21 protein-coding genes are annotated in these 22413 nt (G+C 57.0%); 9 read left to right on the top strand and 12 right to left on the bottom strand.

Features of this window, described 5'->3' with window-relative positions; translation table 11 throughout:
- Nucleotides 1-12 precede the first annotated feature (12 nt).
- The 5 genes from AC6I6N_RS15145 to rpoH all read left to right on the top strand — a co-directional run bounded on the left by AC6I6N_RS15145 (nt 13) and on the right by rpoH (nt 5610).
- Entirely contained in the window at nt 13-864 is an 852-nt protein-coding gene (locus AC6I6N_RS15145; protein WP_094198073.1) for an endonuclease/exonuclease/phosphatase family protein, read from the top strand.
- A gap of 41 nt (nt 865-905) precedes the next feature.
- A complete protein-coding gene (gene clsB, locus AC6I6N_RS15150; protein WP_094198072.1) occupies nt 906-2147 on the top strand; it encodes a cardiolipin synthase ClsB in 1242 nt (413 codons plus the stop codon).
- A gap of 152 nt (nt 2148-2299) precedes the next feature.
- Nucleotides 2300-3406, top strand: coding sequence for an S-(hydroxymethyl)glutathione dehydrogenase/class III alcohol dehydrogenase (locus AC6I6N_RS15155; protein ID WP_094198071.1), 1107 nt, complete (start codon nt 2300-2302; stop codon nt 3404-3406).
- A gap of 127 nt (nt 3407-3533) precedes the next feature.
- On the top strand, nt 3534-4427 hold the full coding sequence (fghA, locus tag AC6I6N_RS15160; protein ID WP_121739899.1) for an S-formylglutathione hydrolase: 894 nt from the start codon (nt 3534-3536) through the stop codon (nt 4425-4427).
- Between the two features lie 286 nt (nt 4428-4713).
- The gene (rpoH, locus tag AC6I6N_RS15165; RefSeq protein ID WP_094198069.1) at nt 4714-5610 is read left to right on the top strand and encodes an RNA polymerase sigma factor RpoH; all 897 of its coding nucleotides are present in this window, start codon (nt 4714-4716) and stop codon (nt 5608-5610) included.
- Nucleotides 5611-5861: 251 nt separating this feature from the next.
- Here the strand turns inward: rpoH and AC6I6N_RS15170 are convergent, their stop codons facing one another.
- Both AC6I6N_RS15170 and AC6I6N_RS15175 read right to left on the bottom strand, forming a co-directional pair.
- Nucleotides 5862-7913, bottom strand: coding sequence for a TonB-dependent copper receptor (locus AC6I6N_RS15170; RefSeq protein WP_497943609.1), 2052 nt, complete (start codon nt 7911-7913; stop codon nt 5862-5864).
- 98 nt (nt 7914-8011) lie between these two features.
- On the bottom strand, nt 8012-8449 hold the full coding sequence (locus AC6I6N_RS15175) for a DUF2946 family protein (RefSeq protein ID WP_125277187.1): 438 nt from the start codon (nt 8447-8449) through the stop codon (nt 8012-8014).
- Nucleotides 8450-8732: 283 nt separating this feature from the next.
- On the opposite strand from AC6I6N_RS15175, the gene AC6I6N_RS15180 reads away from it, so the two are divergent.
- Entirely contained in the window at nt 8733-11333 is a 2601-nt protein-coding gene (locus AC6I6N_RS15180; protein WP_108728367.1) for a cation:proton antiporter, read from the top strand.
- Nucleotides 11334-11352: 19 nt separating this feature from the next.
- On the opposite strand, the gene fic is transcribed toward AC6I6N_RS15180, so the two are convergent.
- The 5 genes from fic to AC6I6N_RS15205 all read right to left on the bottom strand — a co-directional run bounded on the left by fic (nt 11353) and on the right by AC6I6N_RS15205 (nt 15961).
- Nucleotides 11353-12444 (bottom strand): protein adenylyltransferase Fic, encoded by a 1092-nt coding sequence (fic, locus tag AC6I6N_RS15185; protein WP_497943610.1) that lies wholly within the window; start codon nt 12442-12444, stop codon nt 11353-11355.
- 193 nt (nt 12445-12637) lie between these two features.
- On the bottom strand, nt 12638-13531 hold the full coding sequence (gene cyoE, locus AC6I6N_RS15190; RefSeq protein ID WP_230019412.1) for a heme o synthase: 894 nt from the start codon (nt 13529-13531) through the stop codon (nt 12638-12640).
- Nucleotides 13470-14543, bottom strand: a complete 1074-nt coding sequence (locus AC6I6N_RS15195) for a COX15/CtaA family protein (protein ID WP_094198064.1) — start codon at nt 14541-14543, stop codon at nt 13470-13472. The genes cyoE and AC6I6N_RS15195 overlap by 62 nt, the downstream gene beginning before the upstream one ends.
- A gap of 4 nt (nt 14544-14547) precedes the next feature.
- Nucleotides 14548-15177: an SCO family protein gene (locus AC6I6N_RS15200; RefSeq protein WP_094198063.1), complete on the bottom strand. Its 630-nt coding sequence runs from the start codon at nt 15175-15177 to the stop codon at nt 14548-14550.
- A gap of 1 nt (nt 15178) precedes the next feature.
- Entirely contained in the window at nt 15179-15961 is a 783-nt protein-coding gene (locus AC6I6N_RS15205) for an SURF1 family protein (protein WP_094198062.1), read from the bottom strand.
- A gap of 28 nt (nt 15962-15989) precedes the next feature.
- On the opposite strand from AC6I6N_RS15205, the gene AC6I6N_RS15210 reads away from it, so the two are divergent.
- Nucleotides 15990-16196: a twin transmembrane helix small protein gene (locus AC6I6N_RS15210; RefSeq protein ID WP_042485541.1), complete on the top strand. Its 207-nt coding sequence runs from the start codon at nt 15990-15992 to the stop codon at nt 16194-16196.
- Nucleotides 16197-16240: 44 nt separating this feature from the next.
- On the opposite strand, the gene AC6I6N_RS15215 is transcribed toward AC6I6N_RS15210, so the two are convergent.
- The 5 genes from AC6I6N_RS15215 to coxB all read right to left on the bottom strand — a co-directional run bounded on the left by AC6I6N_RS15215 (nt 16241) and on the right by coxB (nt 20365).
- A complete protein-coding gene (locus AC6I6N_RS15215) occupies nt 16241-17116 on the bottom strand; it encodes a cytochrome c oxidase subunit 3 (protein WP_094198061.1) in 876 nt (291 codons plus the stop codon).
- Between the two features lie 50 nt (nt 17117-17166).
- Complete coding sequence (locus AC6I6N_RS15220) at nt 17167-17391, bottom strand: DUF2970 domain-containing protein (protein ID WP_094198060.1); 225 nt, start codon at nt 17389-17391, stop codon at nt 17167-17169.
- Nucleotide 17392: 1 nt separating this feature from the next.
- A complete protein-coding gene (locus AC6I6N_RS15225) occupies nt 17393-17506 on the bottom strand; it encodes a cytochrome oxidase small assembly protein (protein ID WP_219003578.1) in 114 nt (37 codons plus the stop codon).
- A 16-nt stretch (nt 17507-17522) separates the two neighbouring features.
- On the bottom strand, nt 17523-19130 hold the full coding sequence (ctaD, locus tag AC6I6N_RS15230; protein WP_094198059.1) for a cytochrome c oxidase subunit I: 1608 nt from the start codon (nt 19128-19130) through the stop codon (nt 17523-17525).
- A gap of 74 nt (nt 19131-19204) precedes the next feature.
- On the bottom strand, nt 19205-20365 hold the full coding sequence (coxB, locus tag AC6I6N_RS15235; RefSeq protein WP_094198058.1) for a cytochrome c oxidase subunit II: 1161 nt from the start codon (nt 20363-20365) through the stop codon (nt 19205-19207).
- 275 nt (nt 20366-20640) lie between these two features.
- Between coxB and AC6I6N_RS15240 the strand changes: the two genes are divergently transcribed.
- On the top strand, nt 20641-21468 hold the full coding sequence (locus AC6I6N_RS15240) for an NUDIX hydrolase (protein WP_094198057.1): 828 nt from the start codon (nt 20641-20643) through the stop codon (nt 21466-21468).
- 44 nt (nt 21469-21512) lie between these two features.
- The gene (locus tag AC6I6N_RS15245; protein ID WP_108728371.1) at nt 21513-22406 is read left to right on the top strand and encodes a PhaM family polyhydroxyalkanoate granule multifunctional regulatory protein; all 894 of its coding nucleotides are present in this window, start codon (nt 21513-21515) and stop codon (nt 22404-22406) included.
- Nucleotides 22407-22413: the final 7 nt, after the last annotated feature.

A 22413-nucleotide genomic window follows, 5' to 3' on the forward strand; every position in this document is an offset into this window, starting at 1 on the left:
GCGGGGGACGGCGTGTCAGTGATTCGGGTAGTCAGCTACAACATTCACAAAGGCCGTTCGGCTTCTGGCAAACGGGAGTCTTTGGCGGATCTGCGCCTGGGACTTTACGGATTGTCTCCCGACTTGTTGTTTTTGCAGGAAGTGCAGGGGCGTAACCAACTGCAAGGCAGTCTGGACGCCCAGCACGAATCGCTGGCCGCTGCCTTGCGCATGAATACGGCTTATGGGTGCAACGTGGTTCGTCCTCATACGGATCACGGCAACGCCTTGCTGTCGCGCTTTCCCATTTTGCAGTACGAAAACCAGGACATCTCCGACCATCGTATGGAACAGCGCGGTTTGCTCCATGCGGTTGTTGATGTTGGCGGCCGTCCGGTGCATTGCATTGTGGTTCATCTGGGCCTGTTCAACAGTGGCCGGGTTCGCCAAGTTCAGGCCTTGCTCGATCGTATCAAGCGCATTGTCCCTGCGGACGAACCCTTGTTGATCGCGGGCGATTTCAACGACTGGAATAACCGTCTGGCGCCTATCTTTGTGCAGCAATTGAATCTGTACGAAGTGTTTTCCTTCTCGCCTCGCGGTCAGGCCGATAACCGTTTCCGCTTGCGCCAGCCCATTAAATGGCTGCGTACCATGCGTAAAAGCGGGCTGGTTGTGCCGGACCAAGGCATCCAACTGGGTGTCAATGGTGCTGCACGCATGACACCCCCACCTCGTACTTTCCCCGCAGCATTTCCCTGGTTACGGCTGGATCGTGTCTATCAGCGTGGTTTTGCAGTGCGTAATGCCCGCGTGCTGGTGGGAGACCCCTGGAAGCAGTTGTCCGATCATGCCCCTATCCTGACCGAGCTGGAGCTGCCGTAACGGGGCATTCAGTGGTTTCCTAACGTATAGGCCTAGCCAGCATGCCGAGTCTGAAGCGCGATCCACTTTGGCACGAAGGTAATCAAATCACCTTGCTGCAAAATGGCCAGGAGTTTTTTCCGGCTATCTGCGAAGCCATCGATCAGGCCAGAAAGCGTCTGCATCTGGAAACCTATATCTTCAATCTGGACGATAGTGGTCACTGTGTTTTGGACGCCTTGCGTCGAGCCAGTGAGCGCGGTGTGCGCGTACGCGTGGTAATTGATGGCTTTGGCAGCGATGTGCATGCCTTGCAAATTGCCGAGCAGTTAAAGGCCATGCGTGCGCGCTACCGGATTTATCGCCCCAAGCCGCAAGGGTGGCGCGAACCCCGCCTGTCCTTGCGACGCCTGCGCAGACTGCACCGGAAAATGCTGGTGGTCGATGAGCGCATTGGTTTTGTGGGTGGCATTAATATTCTGGATGACTTTGATGATGTGCCCTTGATCAATGGGCAGGGCATGCCGCGTTTTGATTTCGCCGTGCGCTGTGAAGGGCCGATTGTCGATGACATGGTGCGGGCGCAGCAGGCTTTATGGCTGCGTATGGCCTGGCGCAGACGCAAGGATTGGGACAGCTTCACCCAGCGTTTCACCTTGTGGCGCGAATGGCGCAAGCGCCGTCAGCAGCGCAAGAAGGCGGAGCAGGCCGGCCAGGTCTTTGAAGGCATACGGGCCACTTTGTTGCTGCGGGATAATGTGCGCCATCGTCAGCAAATTGAGCAGGCTTATTTGCAGTTGTTGTGCAAGGCGAAAGAGCAGGTCATTTTGGCCAATGCCTATTTTTTTCCGGGCCGCACCTTGCGACGGCATATTGAGCAAGCCGCCGAACGTGGTGTGCGAGTACGCTTGTTGTTGCAAGGCCATGCCGAATATTTCCTGCAATATCGGGCCTGTAGATTCATGTATGGGCAGTTGCTGGATCATGGCATTGAGCTGTACGAGTACAAGGCCAGCTATCTGCATGCCAAAGTAGCCGTCATCGATGACTACTCCATGGTGGGCTCGTCCAATCTGGATCCGTTCAGCCTGCTCCTGGCGCGTGAGGCAAATGTGCTGATTCAGGATCAGCCATTTACCCAGAATTTGCAGACCAAGCTGGAGTACGAGATCGAACACAATGCTGCCAGAGTCTACCCGGAGCAATATCAGCGTCTGGGGGTGTTCAGCCGGCTGGTTGATTACCTGGCCTATGGTATGTTGCGCCTGGGCGTGCTGCTGACGGGTAAATCGTCTTTGTATTGAGGGCAATCCTGTACGTTGTGCGGGTCTTTACCCATACAAGGTGCCGCCAGCCGGGCAGCGCCTTATAAAATACTCTCTATACTTTAAGAGTTTGGTCCCGAAGGACCGAGTTTGCCGTAACCATAATTACTTTTACCCGGAGGGTGGACCACATGAAAACACGTGCAGCAGTTGCCTGGAAAGCGGGCGCACCGCTAACGATTGAAGAGGTCGATCTGGCAGGTCCCAAAGCGGGCGAAGTGCTGGTCGAGATCAAGGCGACGGGCATTTGCCATACCGATTACTACACCCTGTCTGGCGCTGACCCAGAAGGTTTGTTCCCGGCCATCCTGGGCCATGAAGGCGCAGGCGTGGTGCTGGATGTGGGCGCGGGTGTGACCAGCCTGCGTCCCGGCGATCACGTGATCCCGCTGTACACGCCCGAGTGCCGCCAGTGCAAATCCTGCCTGTCGCGCAAGACCAACCTGTGTACCGCCATTCGCTCTACTCAGGGCAAGGGCCTGATGCCGGACGGAACGTCGCGTTTCTCCATCGGTGGCAAGCCTGTGCACCACTACATGGGCACATCGACTTTTGCCAACCACATCGTGGTGCCAGAAATTGCCTTGGCCAAGATTCGTAACGACGCGCCGTTCGACAAGGTGTGCTACATCGGCTGCGGCGTGACCACAGGTTTGGGCGCCGTGCTGTTTACCGCCAAAGTGGAGGCCGGTGCCAACGTGGTGGTGTTCGGTTTGGGCGGTATCGGCCTGAACGTGATCCAGGGCGCCAAGATGGTGGGCGCGGGCAAGATCATTGGTGTGGACATCAACCCCGAGCGCGAAGCCATGGCTCGCCAGTTCGGCATGACTGATTTTGTGAACCCCAATGACGTTGAAAACGTGGTGGACCACATTATTCAACTGACGGACGGCGGCGCGGATTACTCCTTTGAATGTATTGGCAACACCAAGGTGATGCGTCAGGCGTTGGAGTGCTGCCACCGTGGTTGGGGCCAGTCCATCATTATTGGGGTGGCCGAGGCCGGTGCCGAAATCTCCACTCGTCCGTTCCAGTTGGTGACCGGCCGTGAATGGAAGGGCTCTGCCTTTGGTGGCGCTCGTGGTCGTACCGACGTACCGAAAATTGTGGACTGGTACATGGATGGCAAGATCAATATCGACGATCTGATCACCCACACTTTGCCGCTGGAACGCATTAATGAAGGTTTCGACCTGATGAATGCCGGTAAATCCATCCGTTCGGTGGTGATGTACTGATAGACGTCGCAGGAAGAGGGCGCAGGCCGCTGCCTGCACCCTTTATCCCGGTGCCAGAGTCCGTTGCCGCCCTGGGGGTGTGCTACCGGCTTTGGGCCGGATCTGCAATTGAGAACAAGAGGGGGCTATGACTCAGACACTGGAACTGCTCAACGAACACCGCTGTTTTGATGGCTGGCAGCGTTATTACCAACACGCTTCGCAGACGATTGGTTTGCCCATGCGGTTTTCTGTGTATATGCCGCCACAACTACAGGCTGGTGCTCAGAAAGAGGCCGCCAGCCTGGCAGAGGCCATCGGGCAAGGCCGTGTGCCTGTGCTGTTTTTCCTGGCAGGGCTGACTTGCACAGAGGAAACTTTCATGATCAAGGCCGGTGCCCAGCGTTACGCTGCCGAGCACGGCATCATGCTGGTCACTCCCGATACCAGCCCGCGTGGCGCCGGCGTGGACGGGGAAAATGATGGCTGGGATCTGGGCACGGGTGCTGGTTTCTATCTGGATGCCACTGAACCGGGCTGGAACAAGCATTACCGCATGGAAAGCTATGTGACCCAGGAGCTGTTTGATTTGGTCACCACCATCCTGCCCGGTGATGCCAGCCGTGTGGGTATTTTTGGTCATTCCATGGGGGGGCATGGTGCCTTGACGCTGGCGTTGCGTCATCCTGGCAAGTACCGCTCCGTCTCGGCCTTTGCGCCTATTGCTGCGCCGACCCGTTGCCCCTGGGGTGAAAAAGCCTTTGGTGCCTACTTGGGTCAGGACCGTCAGGCCTGGGAACAGCACGACGCCAGCGCCTTGATGGCCAAGACCAGCACGCCGTATCCTGCCGGAATTTTGGTGGATCAGGGTTTGAGCGACGGTTTTCTGGCCGAACAACTGTATCCGGACGTATTCGAGCAGGCGTGCGAGCAGGCCAAACAGCCTTTGACCCTGCGCCGTCACGACGGCTATGACCACGGCTACTACTTCATCTCGACCTTCATTCAGGACCATCTGAATTTCCACGCCGAGCGACTGTGATCGTTGGATAAACAAGGTCGTACTTTGTTATTTTCAGGTGGGCATTAAGGCGTTACTCTCAGGCAGCCACGGTTTTTTGCCTGTTTGTGGCGTTCTGCCCACCGATTGACCGCCGTTTCCCCTCAAGTAGTGAACTTTTTCTTGCTGCGACGCTCTTATTCCTGTACTCGAAATTTTTAGCACTCCAGACCATCGAGTGCTAAACTCAATGATTGTTGAAATACGTTTTTGGCGGTTTGAGGGCCTTGTTGAGTGCTCTCGCCGGCTGACCTTTGAAGGATTTTCCATGACACAACAAGCGAACGCTTTGGCCCTGGCGTCTGGTAATGAACTCGTCGCCGCCGTGTCTAATCCAGGCGCACTGGGGACGATCGAAGCGTATATTTCTGCTGTTAACCGTCTGCCCATGCTCAGCGCCGAACGCGAAACCGAGCTGGGTCAGCGCCTGCGCGACCAGGATGACCTGGATGCTGCGCGCGAACTGATTTTGTCGCACCTGCGTCTGGTGGTGTCCATTGCCCGCCAGTACCTGGGTTACGGCTTGCCGCATGCCGACCTGATTCAGGAAGGGAACGTGGGCCTGATGAAGGCCGTCAAACGCTTTGACCCAGAACGCGGTGTGCGCCTGGTGTCGTTTGCCGTGCATTGGATCAAGGCCGAGATTCATGAATACGTCGTGCGCAACTGGCGCATGGTGAAAGTGGCTACCACCAAGGCCCAACGCAAACTGTTTTTCAATCTGCGCCGCATGCGTCCGGACGGACAAACGCTGGATACGGCTCAGGTAGACGCGATTGCGCGTGAACTCGATGTACGTCCACAGGACGTCAGCGAGATGGAAGTGCGTCTGTCCGGTCACGATATGGCTCTGGAAGCCCCGACTAATGACGACGATGACCATTTCGCGCCTATTTCTTACCTGTCCGACGAAGGGCAGGAGGAACCCTCGCGTGTGCTGGAACGTCGTGCTCAGGACATGCTGGAAGGCAGCGGCCTGGAAGAAGCGATCGACACGCTGGACGAGCGTTCGCAGCGCATTGTGCGCGCCCGCTGGTTGCAGGACGATGGTGGCGCGACCTTGCACGATCTGGCTGCCGAATTCGGCGTGTCGGCAGAGCGCATCCGTCAGATCGAAGTGGCTGCATTCAAGAAGTTGCGTGTCGCTTTGGCGGCAGCAGTTTAAGTCGTTTTAAAGAGTTACAAATTTCCAGGGAAACCGGCAGAACTTAAGCTGATCTTCGCGGACTAAACAATACATTTGCTGATTTTTGCCACCTATGCAATTCGGCATTTGCACATCCGCTTCGGCTTCTCCTCTTCCCCTCCCTTTTGAAGCGGATGTTTACGGGACACCAGCTAGGTGTCCCTTTTTTTTGCCCTGGTTTTTCAGCCTTTTTGCCTGCCGAGTCCATCTGACCTAGCAGGCAAAAACGATCAGAAGGTCAAAGCAGCGCGTAGCCAGACGGTGCGACCAGGGTCATTAAAGCGGCTTGCTGCCCCAAAACCAAACCCACTGTTCCCGGCCAGATTCAGGTGTTCGCCATAGGTCTTGTCGAACACATTATCCACACCGGCTGTCACAGACAGATTGCGGTTGATTTTGTAGCCGCCGTACAGCGACAAGGTGCTGAAACCGCCGGTAGGCCCAAAGTCGTAACCCACCACATTCCCTTGTCCCTGCGAATAGCGATTTTGCTTGGCCACAATGCGCCAGACACCGCCTGCGGACCAAGGACCTTGCACATAATCCGCTGTCAGACGCAGATCCAGCGGGGGCATTTGTGGCAGAGCGCGGCCATCAGTGCTATTTCGGCCCCAGGCATAGGCCAGGCTGCCGCCCAAGGTCCAGTTGGGCGTCGCTTTCCAGTCCGCACCCAATTCACCGCCCATGATGCGGGCCTTGACGTTGCGGGCCTGGGTTTTCTTGCCCATCATGCCGCCGGGCAGGTAGTCGAACAAGATGTAGTCTTGAATCTGGCCGATATAGGCAGAAGCCCAGGCCCATACCGTTTCATCCTTGTACTGCGCGCCAAAATCCAGCTGCGTGGTCTTTTCAGGTTGAATCCCCAGGAAGGCACTGGGGCTGCCTTGCGGACCGCTGGCCGGGGAAATCAGTTCCCAATAATCCGGCATGCGCTGCACATGACCAATACCGGCGTACAGGCTCAAAGGCAGGGAATCCAGATCATGCTCGATACGCAAGAAGGCACTGGGCAGGGTTTCCCGACGGCGCTCGTTGGCTCCGGGGTTGGGTTTGCTCATCATGCCACTGCCCAGGCTGGGGCGCAGATCGCGGGCGCTGGCCCAATCCAGACGCGCACCACCAATCAAACGGCTGGCGTCATTCAGATCCCAACGGGCCTCGGTGAAGATGCCGATATTGTCGAACTCGGCATCTTTTACCCAATCCTGATCACGGTAGTCCTGCATCCCCATTGCGCTGCGTTTGCGATGGCGGCTGCGCATGGCATCCGCGCCGGTGGTGAGCGTCAGGTCGTCGCTCAAGGCCCAGTCCATGCTGAAGCGGCCGCCCCAGGTCAGGCGGTCCACATTGGAAGCCATAGGCATGGACATACCGCCGCTGGGCTTGAAGGGGCGCAGCTCGTAGTTATCCATCACGTGATCGGCGTAGTTGTAATACAACTGGGCCTGCACATTTCGCAGCACGCCTTCATGCATGTCTTTCTGGAAGCGCAGACCCAAGGTTTCGCGCTTGAATTTGGTGCCGTCCATGCCACGACCGGCATAGCGGGCATAGCCGTCACCCGTGCCTGCGCTTAACTCCAGCAAGGTATCGGCATCCGGTGTCAGGCCAATGGCGACGTCTGTATTCCATTTTTTCCAGCGCGAAGGCACACGCTCACCATCCCCGTCCTTGTAGTCTTGCGCGCGATCCTGATTGGCGGTCAGGCGGGCATAGTAAGAGGCATTGCCAGCGGCAAAGTCCACATTGCCTGCGTGACGACCAGCCGAGCCGCCCAGGATGCTGGCGTCCAGCGTGGCATCGCTTTCGGTAAAGCCAGGCGCTTTGCGCTCGAAACGTACCGTCCCGGCAGACGCGCCTGGCCCCCAGCGCACGCTTTGTGGGCCTTTGATGATGGTCAGCTCATCAAAGGATTGGGGCGAAATGTAGGAGGTGGGCGCATCCATGCGCGACGGGCAGGCACCAGGCATGGAGCTGCCATTGGTCAGCACGTTCAGGCGCGAGCCAAACATGCCACGCAGCACCGGGTCGCCGTTGCTACCGCCATTACGGATGGCGGCAAAGCCAGGGATGGTTTTCAAGTAGTCTGTGCCGTCGCTGGCGGGCAGGGGCAGGCGCGGCAGTTTGGGATTGGTGCTGAACTGCAAAGGAGATTCAGGAGCCACCCCGGTCACCACAATGGGGCTGAGTTGTTCAATAACGGTGGATTGGGCCAGGGCAATAGAGGGCACACAGGCCAGAACACCGGCGCTGATCAGGCCGGGGTTTACTAATTTCTTCATGACTAAATTCCGAAGAGCAGCCGTCGCCCAGCGGCAAACCCGCTTGGGCAATAGCAGCAAAAGAGAAAAGGCGCAGCGGCAGAGCCGAACGCGGGAAATCAGGCAGGAAGAAGAAAGGGTGGGGCTCGTTGTCCCACCGGCGGGCCACGAATAAAGGCCTGTGCCAGGGCGGGATTAAGCGGGGGAAGCAGGAAGGGCCGGAAGTGGCCCAGGCTCAAGGGTGTGGCGACAGCCACAGGCGCGGGCGTCAACGCGGCTTGCAGCATGACGCAGAACGGACAGGTGGCGCTGGTAGTAGCCTCGTCCGAGTGGTCAGCGGTGTCCTCGCCCAACAAGGCTGCCCAGTGCTGCACCATTTCAGGGGGCAGGCTTTGTCCTGAAGGCAAACAGAAGGCCAGGGCATAGCCCTGATCGTTTTGCGTGGGCATGTAGCCCGCAGGCACGATTCCGCGCAGCACCACAGCCAGCAACAACAAGCACAGGCCCAGACGATGGGGCCAGCGAGTCGCAGCAGGAAAGGGACGCGGAAAATTCATGATGCGAAAGTATAACCAGTTATGTCAAAGGCGAATTTGCGTTGGCGCAGATTCCGGCTCGCTGTCGTATCTTTGTGTAGATGTGGCTCTGGGTGCGGGGCCAGAGGCCAAAAAACGTAAATTTTGCGAGAAAAAGATAGTTCGGTGGCTGTGATGCGGGGAAAAGGCGCTATTCTGCCTTATGCGGAAAGCGGGGGGATTTTCCGTGTCGATCTGGCCTGTCCACGCCTGAATGCGTAGGTACATGCCGGTAGACTCAATGCCGATGACAAAGGATGTCGCGATGCAGATTGGGCAGTTTGTGTTTGGGTTGGCAGGCCTGTTGGGGCTGGTTGCCTTTATGCCGCCTTTGGCGGGACGCTTGCGACTGCCGTACTCCGTACTCTTGGCTCTGATCGGCTTTGCGCTGGGCATCCTGTTGCATCTGCATGCCTGGGCACCCAAGATGGTGTCGGACTTTCTGAGCACCCTGCAAGCCTTCGACATCTCCTCCGAGACATTCCTCTACGCCTTCCTGCCTATCTTGCTGTTCGAGACTTCGCTGGCCATGAACCTGCGTAGGTTGCTCGATGATATAGGCGCCATCTTGATGATGGCCATTGTGGCCGTGGTGGTCTGTACCTTTGCCGTGGGTTATGCCCTGAACGTGGCCTCTTCCTATGGGCTGGTGGTCTGTTTGATGCTGGGCGCCATTGTGGCCACCACAGACCCAGTCGCTGTGGTGGGTATCTTCCGTGAAGTGGGTGCGCCTAAACGTCTGTCCACGCTGGTCGAGGGCGAGGCCCTGTTCAATGACGCAGCCTCGATTGCCTTGTACTCGGTGCTGCTGGCGGTGTTGACCGGCGGTGGCGAATTAAGTGGCAGCACCGTGCTGGGCAGTTTCCTGTTCAGCTTCTTGGGCGGTGGTGTTGCGGGTTTCCTGATGGGGCGTCTGGCCAGTGGCCTGTTCGTGCTGTTACGAGGCTGGCCCGCAGCGGAAGTGACGCTGACCATTGCCTTGGCATATCTGGCCTTTTTTGTGTCCGAGCACTATCTGGGTGTATCTGGTGTGGTTGCCACGGTCATCTCCGGTTTGGTGGTGGGCTCCACAGGCCGCACCCGCATGTCGCCCGCGACTTTCGAACTCTTGAGCAGCTCCTGGTCCCAGATGGGCTTTCTGGCCAATTCCTTGATCTTCTTGTTTGCTGCCATGTTGATTCCGCGCCTGATGGCTGAAATCACCTGGATGCAGATCGGCCTGGTCGCCTTGCTGTTTGTGGTGACCTTGCTGGCACGGGCTGTCATGGTGTTTGCCGTGTTGCCCTTGCTGGGGCGCACCCGCTTTGGGACCCGAGTCAGTCGTCCCTATCGGGTGGTGATTCTGTGGGGTGGGCTGCGTGGTGCTGTCTCCTTGGCGTTGGCCTTGGCCGTCACCGAGCAACACGCTATCCCGCATGATGTGCGCCAGTTCATCGGCGTGGCCACGACGGGCTTTGTGTTGCTGACTTTGTTTGTGAACGGGATCAGTCTGCGGCCTTTGATTCGTCGTTTGGGTCTGAACCAACTGACTCCTCTGGAGCGCCATTTGCGCGATCAGGCGGTGAGTCTGGCCCTGGAAGAGCTGCGCGACAAGACCGAGGAACTGGGTCGGCAAGAGCAAATCAAGCCACAAGTTATCGAGCGCCTGTGTACCGTTTTTGAGGTCAGTCAGGCCGGTGTGGCGTCGGGTCAGATCCAAAGCCTGACCGAGGCGCAGAAAGTGAAAATGGGCATGGCGATTCTATCGGCCCGTGAAGTGGAGCTGTTTTACGAGCAGTTGAAATCGCAGATTGTGGACTGGAAAACAGCCGAGTCTTTGTTAAGCCGGGCCGAGCGCATGAACGATACGGTGCGTCAGGCGGGTTTGGCTGGTTTTGAGGCCGCCATTGCATCAGACCTGCGTTACTCCCGAGGGTTTCGTTATGCGTTGCGCTTGCATTATCTATTTGGCCGGCAAGGCTGGCTGGTCCGGGAACTGGACAAGCGTTTCTCGAACCTGATCGCCAAGCGGTCAGTGGCCCAGCGTTTGATACAGTTTGCCCAAACGGAGCTGGCTCCCTTATTGGGGCAGCAGGCCACCGGTACGATTGTGCAGGCCCATAAATTGCGTCTGTCGCAACTGGAAGATGCCTTGCATTCCTTGACGCTGCAATACCCTGTGTTTGCACAATGGTTGCAGGAATCCTATCTGGCACGAGTGGCGGCGGCACAAGAGCGAGCCCACTATCGCACCATGCTGTCGCACTCTCTGATTACCAGCGAGATGTACGCGGATCTGGTCAAACAGATCACGCAACGCTGGCGCTATCTGGAGGAGCGTCCCACTCTGGACATGACCATGAGTGCCATGGAGTTGATTGCCCAGGTGCCCATGTTCGATGGCATTTCCGAGCAGGCCAAAAAAGAACTGGCGCGACGCTTGCGCCCACGTCTGGCTCTGCCGGACCAGAAGATTCATCTGCGCTACGGCGGCATGCGCGTCATGTTCTTTGTGGCTTCCGGAGCACTGGAGCTGACCTTGCCCGATGGCAGTCTGGTCGAATTGGGAACAGGGCAGACGATTGGCGAGGTGAATGTCGTCGAGCATAGCGACCATGCGGGCGAAGTCCGCTCTCTGGGCTATAGCCGCCTGCTGATGCTGACCGAGCGCGACTTCGACACCTTGCGTGGCAAAGATCCTATCTTCAGTGAAAAGATCGAGGCAGTCGTGCGTCAACGCCAGCGAGCCTACCAAGTCTGGCAGGAGTTCGAGTCCGGCCAACGCCAGCACGAAGCACTGCCACCGCTATTTGGCTTGGCGCATGCTTTGAGTGAGGCGGAGAATTTTGTAGGGCCGCCGTTACCACCTAAGACGCAAGAAAGTTGAGTAGAGACAACGCCTGCTTTTAGCGGGCGTTGTCTCCCTTTAGCAAGGCCATCAAGCCTAGATTGATGAAGACCTTTTCGCGCCCGACAGTGACTTCGTTCAGGATTTTCAAGGCGACAAGATCTTTCAGTATTTTTGATGCGGTTTGCCGTTGTGCAATTCCTTGCTCCACTAGGTTTGGGATTCGGCAATACGGCTGCATAAAAATTAGATCAACCAGTTCATGGCTGTATATCTTCGGGGCTTCGTTGCGAAGTCGCTCCCGCGTGTTGTCTATGAGGTCGCAGATTGCGTTGATTTTTGCAGCGGTCCATTCAGATGTGCGGTGGATAGCTTCCAACATGTACAAAATCCACGGTTCCCATTGATGCTCTGTTGTTACTTGCAGGAGTAAACGGTAGTACTCCTGCTTATTTTGAATGATGTAACGACTCAAATAGAGGATAGGGACTTCCAACAAGTTTTCAGAGATCAAGAACAGCAGGTTCAGTATCCGGCCCGTTCGTCCATTACCGTCACTGAACGGGTGGATAGCTTCAAATTGATAGTGCATGACTGCCATGCGAACAAGAGGGTCGATATCTCTTTGTTGATGAATGAAGTTCTCCCAGTCTGAGAGAAGATCACGTATCGTCGCTTCTCCTTGAGGTGGGGTATAGATAATTTGCTGGGTTGCATCATTCATCAAGGCGGTTCCTGGCACCTTGCGGATATCCATGGCCACACCCTTGATCGTTTGGCATATGTCCACAGCCGTGGCTGTTGTCAGAGGTCTTTCTTTGAGGGAGCGATACCCTTTGTGTAACGCTGTACGGTAACGCAGGGCTTCTTTTGTTGCCGGATCAGCCTGTGTGTTCGAGGCGTCGTTCGCGTATTGGAAGAGCCGGTCTGCCGTTGTGACGATGTTCTCGATTTCTGAGCTTGCCTGTGCTTCCAGCATGGGGATGATATTGATCAGCATTTCCTGGTTCGGAATGCGCTTTGCCATGCCTTTTAATTCTGCTAACGATGCCTGTGCCTGGATACAGGCTTTCAGAATGGCCTTGGTTTCAATGTCAGCTTGTGGTGGGAGCCGGGGCAGATCGTTGTACGGCACTTGTGGATTGAACATACTTAGGTCCCTAAAGAAACATGTGGATCACGCTATGAATTCTATTGAGACCTGCCTGATATGTCGATTTTTTTCTATTTTTTAAACACATATGGATTATGTGTACAAGCGATAGACATGTTTTTGAGATACGTCGAAAAATAGTGTTTTTTCCAACATGTCTCAAAAGTCTACGTATTACACCTTGTGTTGCTCAGATCAAGCGCACCCAGTGATCCACTAGCAGCGCCCCAAACAGAACCGCCAGATAAATGATGGAAAAGCGGAACAGCTTACGGGACAGTTCATCGCTGTAGTGGCGGTGTAGTTGATGGGCGTATTGAATGAAACGGGCGCCCAGCAAAAGGGCGGTAACCAGGTACAGAGGGCCGCTCATGCGGATGATAAAGGGCAGCAGGCTGGAGGCCATCAGGATGTAGCTGTAGAGCAGCACATGCAGCGTCGTAAATGTTTTGCCATGGGTGACGGGCAGCATGGGCAGGCCGGCGCGCTGGTAGTCGTGTTGACGGTAGAGCGCCAAGGCCCAGAAGTGCGGGGGCGTCCAGATAAAGATAATCAGCACCAGCAGCCAGGCTTCTGCCGGTACAGCGTTGGCGATGGCGGCCCAGCCCAAAGCAGGCGGCATGGCACCGGACAAACCACCGATCACGATGTTTTGTGGGGTCAGGGGTTTGAGGATCACGGTATAGATCACCGCGTAACCAATGAAGGTGGCCAGGGTCAGCCACATGGTCAGTGGATTGACCCAGTAGTACAGCACCAGCATGCCTATGCCGCCCAGCAAACCGGACATGGCCAGCACTTGGGGTGGGGTAATGGTGCCGCGTGCCGTACCGCGTCGGGCGGTGCGCAGCATGCGGGCATCAATCTGGCTTTCGATCAGGCAATTGATGGCAAAGGCGGCAGCCGCCAGCATCCATATGCCTAGCGTGCCTGCGACCACCGTACCCGGATCGGGCAGGCCGGGAGCAGCCAGAAACATGCCGATTACGGCACAGAAAACAGCCAGTTGGGTGACTCGTGGTTTAGTCAGTACCAGATACTGGCGCAGGAGCGAGGCGGGAGCCAGGGTAGCGGTGTTTGTCATACTGTATTCCTTGGGGGACAGTCGACTTGCGGGAAAGCCGTACCAACAGGGTGACGCAGCATAAAACGAGACCGGCAGCTCCCCCATTATGCAGGACGGCAATCAAAAGAGGCCACTGGAAAAAGATCGTGGTTAACCCCGTGATGAGCTGGGCCAACAGCAACAAAAGGACTAATGTTGCCGGGCGACGCAGTACGGGATCGGCGCGCAGTTTCCACGCGACTGAACCCAAAATCAGAAACACCAGAAAGGCCATATTTCTATGAACCCAGTGAATGGCGGTCAGTGCAGCCTGGGAAATCATCTCGCCAGAAGGCAGCTCGCCCAGCGCGCGAAACAGCGAAAACCCGCCATGCAAATCCATCTCGGGTATCCATTGGCCGTGGCATTGCGGAAAGTCCATGCAGGCCAGCGCCGCATAGTTGGTGCTGACCCATCCACCCAGGCCGATCTGAATCGTTAGCAGAATAAAGGCGCCAATCAGCCAAGGTCGCCAGCGGCGGGTGACAGGAGAGACCGGCGGGCCAGGGTTCTCGCGTACGGCCAGCCAGGTCATCAAGGCCAGTACGCTCATGCCGCCCAGCAAGTGGGTGGTGACGATAATAGGCATCAATTTGTGGGTGACGGTCCAGGCACCAAAGGCTCCTTGCACGCAGACGGCCAGCAAGGTGAACAGGGCCAGCCGAGCCGAATGGCCCAAGGTGTGACGATGCCGCCAGGCCATCCAGACGATGGCAATAATCAACATGCCCAAGGCCGCGCCCACATAGCGGTGAATCATTTCAATCCAGGCCTTGCCCCAACTGACTGGGCCATAAGGCATGGCTTGATAGGCTTGCTCGATATGTGCGCTCGCGCCTAGCGGCGAGAGTTTGCCATAGCAACCGGGCCAGTCCGGGCAGCCCAGGCCCGAATCTGTCAGACGGACAAAAGCGCCGAACATGATCAGGTCCAAGGTCAGGAACCAGGTCAGGTAGACCAGTTTGCGGTAGCGTTGGCGGATATCGGCCATAAACTTATCCGATGCGTGAGTTGTTCAGCAGTTTGCGTATGTCGGTGCGAACTTTGATAGGGTCGGCATCACCGGGGAAAACCATCATTAAATTGCCATTGGGGTCGATGATCCACATGCCATTTTTGACAGCTTGTTCGGCAGCACGGCTGTCGGTTCCAGGGGCTAGAAACTCGGCCAACTGGCCCGGATCGGCGCGCAGCATATGAGTGCCTAGATAGGCTTCCAGAATTTGTTCCGAAGGCTGGCCTTGGTCCGTCACAAACCAGACGCGGGCGAGTCGGTCTACATTCTTACCCTGGCTGGCATGGGAGTTGCGCAGGATAAACAGCTTGCGTACGCAGCTTTCGGGGCAGGCGCTCTCGTCGGCACTGACCAGTACCCAGCGGCCCCGCAGGGACTGCAGATCAAAGGCCTCGCCTTGCAGAGTCTGCAAGGGTAGGGTGGCAGGTGTCGGTACGCTACGTTGTGGCTCAATCAACTGACCATAGGCATTGCTTTGCTCAGGCCGCAGCCCCAACGAAGGCATGTAGTAGGCCGCCAGCGCAAACAGTACCGGTGCCAGACTGACTGCCAGCAGCAGATACAATGGAGTCAGGGAACGCGGGCGGGCAGGGGTTTGAGTCGTGTCCACGTCAGGTTTTCCTTGTAGGGGCAAAGTTGGGTCTGGAGCGTCGTAGCCATTTCCACGCTACACCGATCCAGGCACACAGGGCAATCAGGGCAAAACCGAACCATTGCAGGGCATAGCCCCGGTTCTTTTCAAAGTCGATATTCGGGTCGGGCCAGTTGGTTTGTAACTGCGAGGCGGGGGCGGTCTGGGCCAGCACACGGGGCAGTACAGGCATATCAATGCGGCTGCGCAGATCTTCCAGGGCCAGGTTCTGCACCACAGGGGGCGTACCAGAAGGGCTGGGCAAGTGCTCGGGCAAGGGACTGCTGCCTAGCTCAAACAGACGCGGCACGCGTTCCAGCAATTCACCGGAGATGGTCTCGGAGCCGGACGGTGCGTCCGGTACGCTAGGCGCCTGTCCCGGTACGCGAGCCAGCCAACCTCGGAGTACGAGCAGGCTGGAGCCTGCCAGATCACCTTCGTCCAGCACAAAAGGAGTCGCAATCCAGTAGCCCGGCTTACCTTTGAAATTGCGATTATCCAGGAGTACAGTTAACTCACTGCGCCAGGAGCCGTGCACGGCGACAGACTGCCACAAGGCACCTTTATCCAGGCTGGCCTGGGAATCAATATGAAGGGGAGCTTGTTGGCGGCCTTGTTCAATTTGTTGTGCCAGGCTTTGACGTTCCTGTGCGCGGCTCAGTTGCCAACGCCCCAGGCTAATGAACAGCAGCATCAGCAAACCCAGACAAACCAGGGCAAGCAGGGGTCGAGTCGAAGAAGAACGAGAATTGTTGCTGGACATCCATTCAACCTGAAGCGGGGGAGACGTAATGCGTGTGCTAGTTCTGATCGTGTTTCTGGGGATTATTGTGTCGCTGGGTTCGGCCCTGGTGTATTTGATGCGGGACCGGGGTAACTCCAATCGCATGGCCTATGCCTTGACCTGGCGAGTGGGCTTGTCCGTGGCCCTGTTCCTGTTTGTGTTGCTGGCCCATTATCTGGGTTGGATTGAAAGCACCGGCGTGCCCTTGGCCTGAAGTAAAAACCCAGGCCCGAAGAAATGGGCCTGGGGCATGAATCACTAGAACCAGTAGACGTACAGATACAAGCCCAACCACACCACATCCACAAAGTGCCAATACCAGGCGGCACCTTCAAAACCAAAGTGGTGCTCGGCGGTAAAGTGACCGCGCATCAACCGTATCAGCATCACCGTTAGCATGGTGGCACCGATAATCACGTGAAAGCCGTGAAAACCCGTCAGCATATAGAACAAGGCCCCATAGGCGCCGGAGGTGAACTTCAGGTTCAGTTCGGCGTAGGCGTGCAGGTACTCGTAGGCCTGGCAGGCCACAAAGGCAAAGCCCAGTGCGACCGTCATGAACAGCCAGAAGATTGCGCTGCTACGCTTGCTGGCGCGCAGTGCATGGTGAGCGATGGTCAGGGTAACGCCCGAGGTCAGCAGCAAAGCCGTGTTGATCGTTGGCAGCCATAGCGGGCCAACTGTCTGGAACGGAGCGATCGTGCCCGCTGGCCCCTGATTGGGCCATGTCCCGGTAAAGTCCGGCCAGAGCAGGGCGCGGTGATCCAGATCGCTTAACAGCGGTGTGGAAATTTCGCGGGTATACCAGAGCGCCCCGAAAAAGGCGGCAAAAAACATGACTTCGGAAAAGATGAACCAGGACATGCTCCAGCGATAGGAGATGTCTACGCGTGTGCTGTTCAGGCCCGTTTCGGATTCACGCACGGCGTCGCTGAACCAGAAGAACAGGACCAGCAGGAAGCTGAGAATCCCGACCAGGAACACCCAGAAACCGCCCGGCCAGTTATTGATCCAGGTTGCCGCACCCAGCAGCGTCAGACATAGGGAAAGGCTGGCGCGTACCGGGTGTCCCGACAAGCCGGGGACGTAGTAATACGGCGCCTTGGATGGGTGAGCCGTAGTCTCGACATGCATAGTGTTCTCCTTCGGGTCATGTGCCCTGGGGCACAGTATCCGGCCAGGGTTCAGCCGGCCTGACCAATGAACCAGCGGGCCACCATAATCAGGCCCACAACGAAAACAACCGTGGCGATCAAGGCGGCAATAATCAGATAGACCGGATTGATCTTGGCAATGTCCTGTTCATGGTCGCTGCCACGACGGACTCCAAAAAAACCCCAGGCAATGGCTTTCAATGTCTGGAAAAAACTGAGCTTGCGCCGTGTGAGGTCCCGAAAATCGTCATCCATATCACTGTCCTAGAAATTGACTGCCCTTTAGAAAGGTCCAGGCCATGATGGCAATGACGAACACGGCCAGGAGCAATCCCAGACGGCGGTTGCGACGGCGTTGTTCGGGGGTCATGGGCGTTCCTCCAGTGTTACTTGACGACAGGGGGGACTTCAAAGGTGTGATGCGGGGCAGGCGAGGGCACCGTCCATTCCAGACCTTCTGCGCCTTCCCAGGGCTTGGCACTGGCCACTTCCCCTTTACCGCGAGCGGCCTGGATCACGATGTAGATCAATAGCAGTTGCGACAGACCAAACCAGAAGGCGCCAATGGTGGCAATCTGGTGGAAATCCGTGAACTGACCGGCGTAGTCCACATAGCGGCGTGGCATGCCTGCCAGGCCCAGAAAGTGCATGGGGAAGAAGGTCACGTTGAACGAGATCATGGTGGACCAGAAGTGGATCTTGCCCAGACGTTCGTTGTACATGCGGCCTGTCCACTTGGGCAGCCAGTAGTAGGCACCGCCAAACAGGGCAAAGAGCGATCCGGCTACCAGCACATAGTGGAAATGAGCCACCACGTAATAGGTGTCGTGAACCGCAATATCAATGGGGGCTACGGCCAGGATCAGGCCGGTAAAGCCGCCAATCGTGAACACGAAGATAAAGCCGATGGAAAACAGCATGGGCGTTTCAAAAGACAGCGAACCGCGCCACATGGTGGCCACCCAGTTAAAGATTTTCACCCCGGTCGGAATGGAAATCAGCATGGTGGCGTACATGAAATACAACTGCCCGGTTACTGGCATGCCGGTGGTGAACATGTGGTGCGCCCACACCAGGAAGGACAGAATTGCAATGGCGGCGGTTGCATACACCATGGAGGCATAGCCAAACAGGGCCTTGCGCGAGAAGGCCGGCACGATGGCCGACACAATCCCGAAGGCCGGCAAGATCATGATGTAGACCTCGGGGTGACCAAAGAACCAGAAAATGTGCTGGTACAGAACCGGATCGCCACCACCGGCTGCGTTAAAGAAGTGGGTGCCAAAGTGGCGGTCGGTCAGCAGCATGGTCACGGCAGCGGCCAGCACAGGCATGACCGCAATCAACAGGTACGCGGTAATCAGCCAGGTCCAGCAAAACAGCGGCATTTTCATCAGCGTCATGCCAGGGGCGCGCATGTTCAATACCGTCACCACAATATTGATGGCTCCCATGATGGAGGACGCGCCCAGAATGTGAACCGCAAAAATCGTGAAGTCCATGCCGGGGCCCATCTGCAAGGACAGCGGTGCATACATGGTCCAGCCACCGGCAGGTGCGCCGCCCGGCACAAAGAAAGATGCGGTAAACAGAATCGCGCCTACGGGCAGCAGCCAGAAGCTGAAGTTGTTCATGCGGGCAAAGGCCATGTCCGAGGCACCGATTTGCAACGGAATCATCCAGTTGGCAAAGCCCACAAATGCCGGCATGATCGCGCCGAAAATCATGATCAGGCCGTGCATGGTGGTGAACTGGTTAAACAGCTCGGGCCGGAAAAATTGCAAGCCCGGCTGGAACAGTTCAGTACGCAGCAGCAAGGCCAGCACGCCGCCCTCCAGCAACATCACAAAGGAGAAGATCAGGTACATGGTCCCGATGTCTTTGTGATTGGTGGCGAACAGCCAGCGACGCCAGCCGCTAGGGGTGGCATGGGCATGATGGTGATCATCATGTCCGCTCGGGTTCGCTACATGGTCGACGGTGACGCTACTCATGCTTGACTCCTTGCTGCACTCCCCCTGACCGTATCAGGGATGGATTGATAGTGTGATAGGCGGTGCGCGCAGAATTAGCGCTGTTGCTGGACATCGGCGGGCATCACGACAGGATCAGGCCCTTTGCCCGCGTTGCCCCAGGCATTGCGTGTGTAGGTAATGACCGCTGCAATCTGAACGTCGTTAAGTTGATTGCGGAAGGCAGCCATCGCGGTGCCAGGGTGACCATTTAACACCGTGTCAATCTGGCCTTTTTTGGGGGCAAGGACAAACTTCGTATCGCCATCCAGAGCGGGGAAGGTGCCGGGCATGCCTTTACCGTTGGCCTGGTGGCAAGCCACGCAGTTTTGCGCAAAGATCTGTTGGCCGCGCTCGATCAACTCGTCTTTTGTCCACTCTTTATTGGGATCGTCGGCCTGGGCAGTCATCAAGTCGTTCTGCTCTTTGGCCCACGTGTCGTAGTCGTCTTGCTCCATCACTTGCACCACGATGGGCATGTAGGCATGGTCCTTGCCGCACAGCTCGGCACATTGGCCACGGTAGGTGCCGACCTTATCCGCACGGAACCAGGTATCGCGCAAAAAACCAGGGATGGCATCTTGCTTGACGCCAAACTCGGGCACCATCCAGGAATGGATGACATCCTCGGCAGTGAGCATGACGCGCACTTTCTTGTTGACCGGCACGACCAGTGGCTTGTCCACTTCCATCAGATAGTTGGGGCCAATGGGTTCGCGACCTTCAATCTGGGCGCGGGGGGTGGACAGGTTGGACAGGTATTTCACGCCAGTGGCCGGGCCGTCCAGATACTCGTAGCCCCATTTCCACTGATAACCCGTGACCTTGACGGTCAGATCGGCGCTGCTGGTGTCCTTCATGGCCACCACCGTTTTGGTGGCAGGCAGCGCCATGCCGATCACGATCAGAAAGGGGATGATAGTCCAGGCTACTTCCACCCCCAGGTGCTCGTGAAAGCGCGCGGCAATTGCACCCTTGGACTTGCGATGCCGGATGATGGAATAGAACATCACACCGAACACGCCAATAAAGATGATGGTACAGATAATCAGCATCATCCAATGCAGCCAGGCAATGTCCTGGGCGATGGGGGTAACCCCGTTATGCAAATTGAGCTGATTGACACGGGGGCCACCTTCCATATTGGTGACCTGAGCCAAGCTAGGCCCTGCCGTCGAACAGGCGGTCAGAGCAAATAAACTTCTCCACATCTTCATTGTTGTCCCTCTTTTGGTGTTGCCATGCCAAACCGGGGTTCGGCTGCGTCAACGCTCCGAAAAATCCAACGCTGGAAGAAACTGCTGTGTTGCAGTGGCGGGCTTGTGGCAGCTAAGTGCTGGTCCGCTCGAAGTTTTTAATTGCTTATTTGTTCACGGAAATTATATAGAACTTGCTTTAGCCTTCAAGGGCAGGGTATGTCCCTAGACGACAAGGTTGGACTAAACGCTACAAAAGCCGTAACGGAGCAAGGCTTGAATTACAATCGCCGACTATGACTTTGTTCCAGAACCGATCACTTACTCAGGCCTTGCGTCAGCGCATGGCCAGCCTGACCAGTCAGCTGCAACAATTGCCCCCGCCGGGCAGCCGTCCTGTCACTGTTGATGGGCGCGTGGCCGGATGGATCACCCCCAAGGCCGCTCGTTGTATTGAGCCCTTGCCCGGGGTCTCGATTGAAGAAGATGTCTTGCGTCTGAGCGATTGCCCCAGCCAGGAACTGAGCTTGGCTCAGGTCCTGGATCAGGTCGCCTTGCGTTTGCAGGAAGGCGGTTGCATCCGGGCCTGGCGTGACGAGTTGTTGGACGTGGTCGGAGAAGGGCAATGTCTGTCCCGCATTGAACGTGGTGCCGTGCGGCCCTTGGGTTTTCTGACGCAAGCGGTGCATTTGAATGGTTGGTCCACAGACGGCCGAATCTGGGCCGCGCGTCGTTCCCCCACCAAATCGACAGACCCGAATATGTGGGACACGCTGGTCGGGGGATTGGCGGTCAGCGGTGAATCGTTGCAGACCTCCCTCATACGCGAAAGTTATGAAGAAGCAGGTTTGGCCGAGTCCGTGCTGGTCAATTGCACCCCTTTGCGCGTGTCCTTGCGCATGCATCGTCGCCTGCCGGAAGGCTATCAGGTGGAGAACGCCCTGGTTAGCGATTGCGTGCTGGCTGACGATGTGCGGCCCCGCAATATGGACGGCGAGGTTAGTGAGTTTCGCTTATTGACGCTGGATGAAGCCTGGCAAATGATAGAAGCAGATTTGTTCACCCTGGAAGCGCAAGTGGTGCTGATCGACAGCATCAAGCAGCATCTGGACAAGCTGGCCTGAACCTGGGCATTACCGGGCAGGCACCAACCTGATGGGAGCGACGCATGAACCCGAATCCTTTTGGTATACCTGATTTCAATGCCCTGGGCAGCGGCAACAATCCATTGCTGCGCAGCATGGATATGATGGCGCAGGCCTGGAAAAACATGGCCAGCGGGGGAGCGGGCGATGTCGGCTCGGGCATGATGCCCAGCTTGTCCCCTGATGATCTGGATCGCCGTATCCGTGACTTGCGTGCAGTGGAGAGCTGGTTGCAGTTGAACCTGTCCATGCTGAGCACCACCATCCAGGGGCTGGAGATTCAGCGCTCCACCCTGGCGGCGATCAAGACCATGGCGCAGCAAGGCACCCAGGCTGCTGGTGGGAAAAATCCTTTTGAAGCCTTTATGGCTTTCAATCCCATGGCGGCCGGTGCTGCAGCGGCCGAGAGTGCCGCCAGTGTCTCGAGCACCCAGCCTGGGGTCAGTCAGCCTGAAACCGCAGCGCAAACGGCCTTCCAGCAAGCATCGGCACAGCCACAACAAGCGTCGCCACAGCCCGACGCGGCTGCCAATCAGGACAGCTCCAAAGATAAACAGCCCGGCGCTCAGCAGGACGCAGGTGCAGGTAATCCCGCTGCGCAAGCGTGGTGGAACATGCTGCAACAGCAATTCGATGCCATGGCGACCGCTACAGCCGCATCGATGCAGCAGGTGGAAAACTATCGCCAGCAGGCGACCAAGGCCAAAGCGGCCGGGTCGGCCAAGCCCCCTAAACCGGCCGCCGCCGATGCCCAGACTTCTGCCAAGACCAGTGCTCCGGCAACAGCCAAACCGGTAAAAACGGCCGCAAAAGCAGCGACTAAAACGGCGGCCAAGGCGGCCACCAAAACGGCGGCTAAAAAAACCGCCACGCGCAGCACCAAAAGTAGTACCAAAAAAACGGATCGACCAACCTAGTAGGTAA

It is taken from the genome of Alcaligenes sp. LTN-3 (assembly GCF_059735605.1).

What these genes read in the sequence shown, in the direction of transcription:
- clsB (WP_094198072.1), top strand. Translation starts at nt 906, where the DNA reads ATGCCGAGTCTGAAGCGCGATCCACTTTGGCACGAAGGTAATCAAATC.
- AC6I6N_RS15155 (WP_094198071.1), top strand. Translation starts at nt 2,300, where the DNA reads ATGAAAACACGTGCAGCAGTTGCCTGGAAAGCGGGCGCACCGCTAACG.
- fghA (WP_121739899.1), top strand. Translation starts at nt 3,534, where the DNA reads ATGACTCAGACACTGGAACTGCTCAACGAACACCGCTGTTTTGATGGC.
- rpoH (WP_094198069.1), top strand. Translation starts at nt 4,714, where the DNA reads ATGACACAACAAGCGAACGCTTTGGCCCTGGCGTCTGGTAATGAACTC.
- AC6I6N_RS15170 (WP_497943609.1), bottom strand. Translation starts at nt 7,913, where the DNA reads ATGAAGAAATTAGTAAACCCCGGCCTGATCAGCGCCGGTGTTCTGGCC.
- AC6I6N_RS15175 (WP_125277187.1), bottom strand. Translation starts at nt 8,449, where the DNA reads ATGAATTTTCCGCGTCCCTTTCCTGCTGCGACTCGCTGGCCCCATCGT.
- AC6I6N_RS15180 (WP_108728367.1), top strand. Translation starts at nt 8,733, where the DNA reads ATGCAGATTGGGCAGTTTGTGTTTGGGTTGGCAGGCCTGTTGGGGCTG.
- fic (WP_497943610.1), bottom strand. Translation starts at nt 12,444, where the DNA reads ATGTTCAATCCACAAGTGCCGTACAACGATCTGCCCCGGCTCCCACCA.
- cyoE (WP_230019412.1), bottom strand. Translation starts at nt 13,531, where the DNA reads ATGACAAACACCGCTACCCTGGCTCCCGCCTCGCTCCTGCGCCAGTAT.
- AC6I6N_RS15195 (WP_094198064.1), bottom strand. Translation starts at nt 14,543, where the DNA reads ATGGCCGATATCCGCCAACGCTACCGCAAACTGGTCTACCTGACCTGG.
- AC6I6N_RS15205 (WP_094198062.1), bottom strand. Translation starts at nt 15,961, where the DNA reads ATGTCCAGCAACAATTCTCGTTCTTCTTCGACTCGACCCCTGCTTGCC.
- AC6I6N_RS15210 (WP_042485541.1), top strand. Translation starts at nt 15,990, where the DNA reads ATGCGTGTGCTAGTTCTGATCGTGTTTCTGGGGATTATTGTGTCGCTG.
- AC6I6N_RS15215 (WP_094198061.1), bottom strand. Translation starts at nt 17,116, where the DNA reads ATGCATGTCGAGACTACGGCTCACCCATCCAAGGCGCCGTATTACTAC.
- AC6I6N_RS15220 (WP_094198060.1), bottom strand. Translation starts at nt 17,391, where the DNA reads ATGGATGACGATTTTCGGGACCTCACACGGCGCAAGCTCAGTTTTTTC.
- AC6I6N_RS15225 (WP_219003578.1), bottom strand. Translation starts at nt 17,506, where the DNA reads ATGACCCCCGAACAACGCCGTCGCAACCGCCGTCTGGGATTGCTCCTG.
- ctaD (WP_094198059.1), bottom strand. Translation starts at nt 19,130, where the DNA reads ATGAGTAGCGTCACCGTCGACCATGTAGCGAACCCGAGCGGACATGAT.
- coxB (WP_094198058.1), bottom strand. Translation starts at nt 20,365, where the DNA reads ATGAAGATGTGGAGAAGTTTATTTGCTCTGACCGCCTGTTCGACGGCA.
- AC6I6N_RS15240 (WP_094198057.1), top strand. Translation starts at nt 20,641, where the DNA reads ATGACTTTGTTCCAGAACCGATCACTTACTCAGGCCTTGCGTCAGCGC.
- AC6I6N_RS15245 (WP_108728371.1), top strand. Translation starts at nt 21,513, where the DNA reads ATGAACCCGAATCCTTTTGGTATACCTGATTTCAATGCCCTGGGCAGC.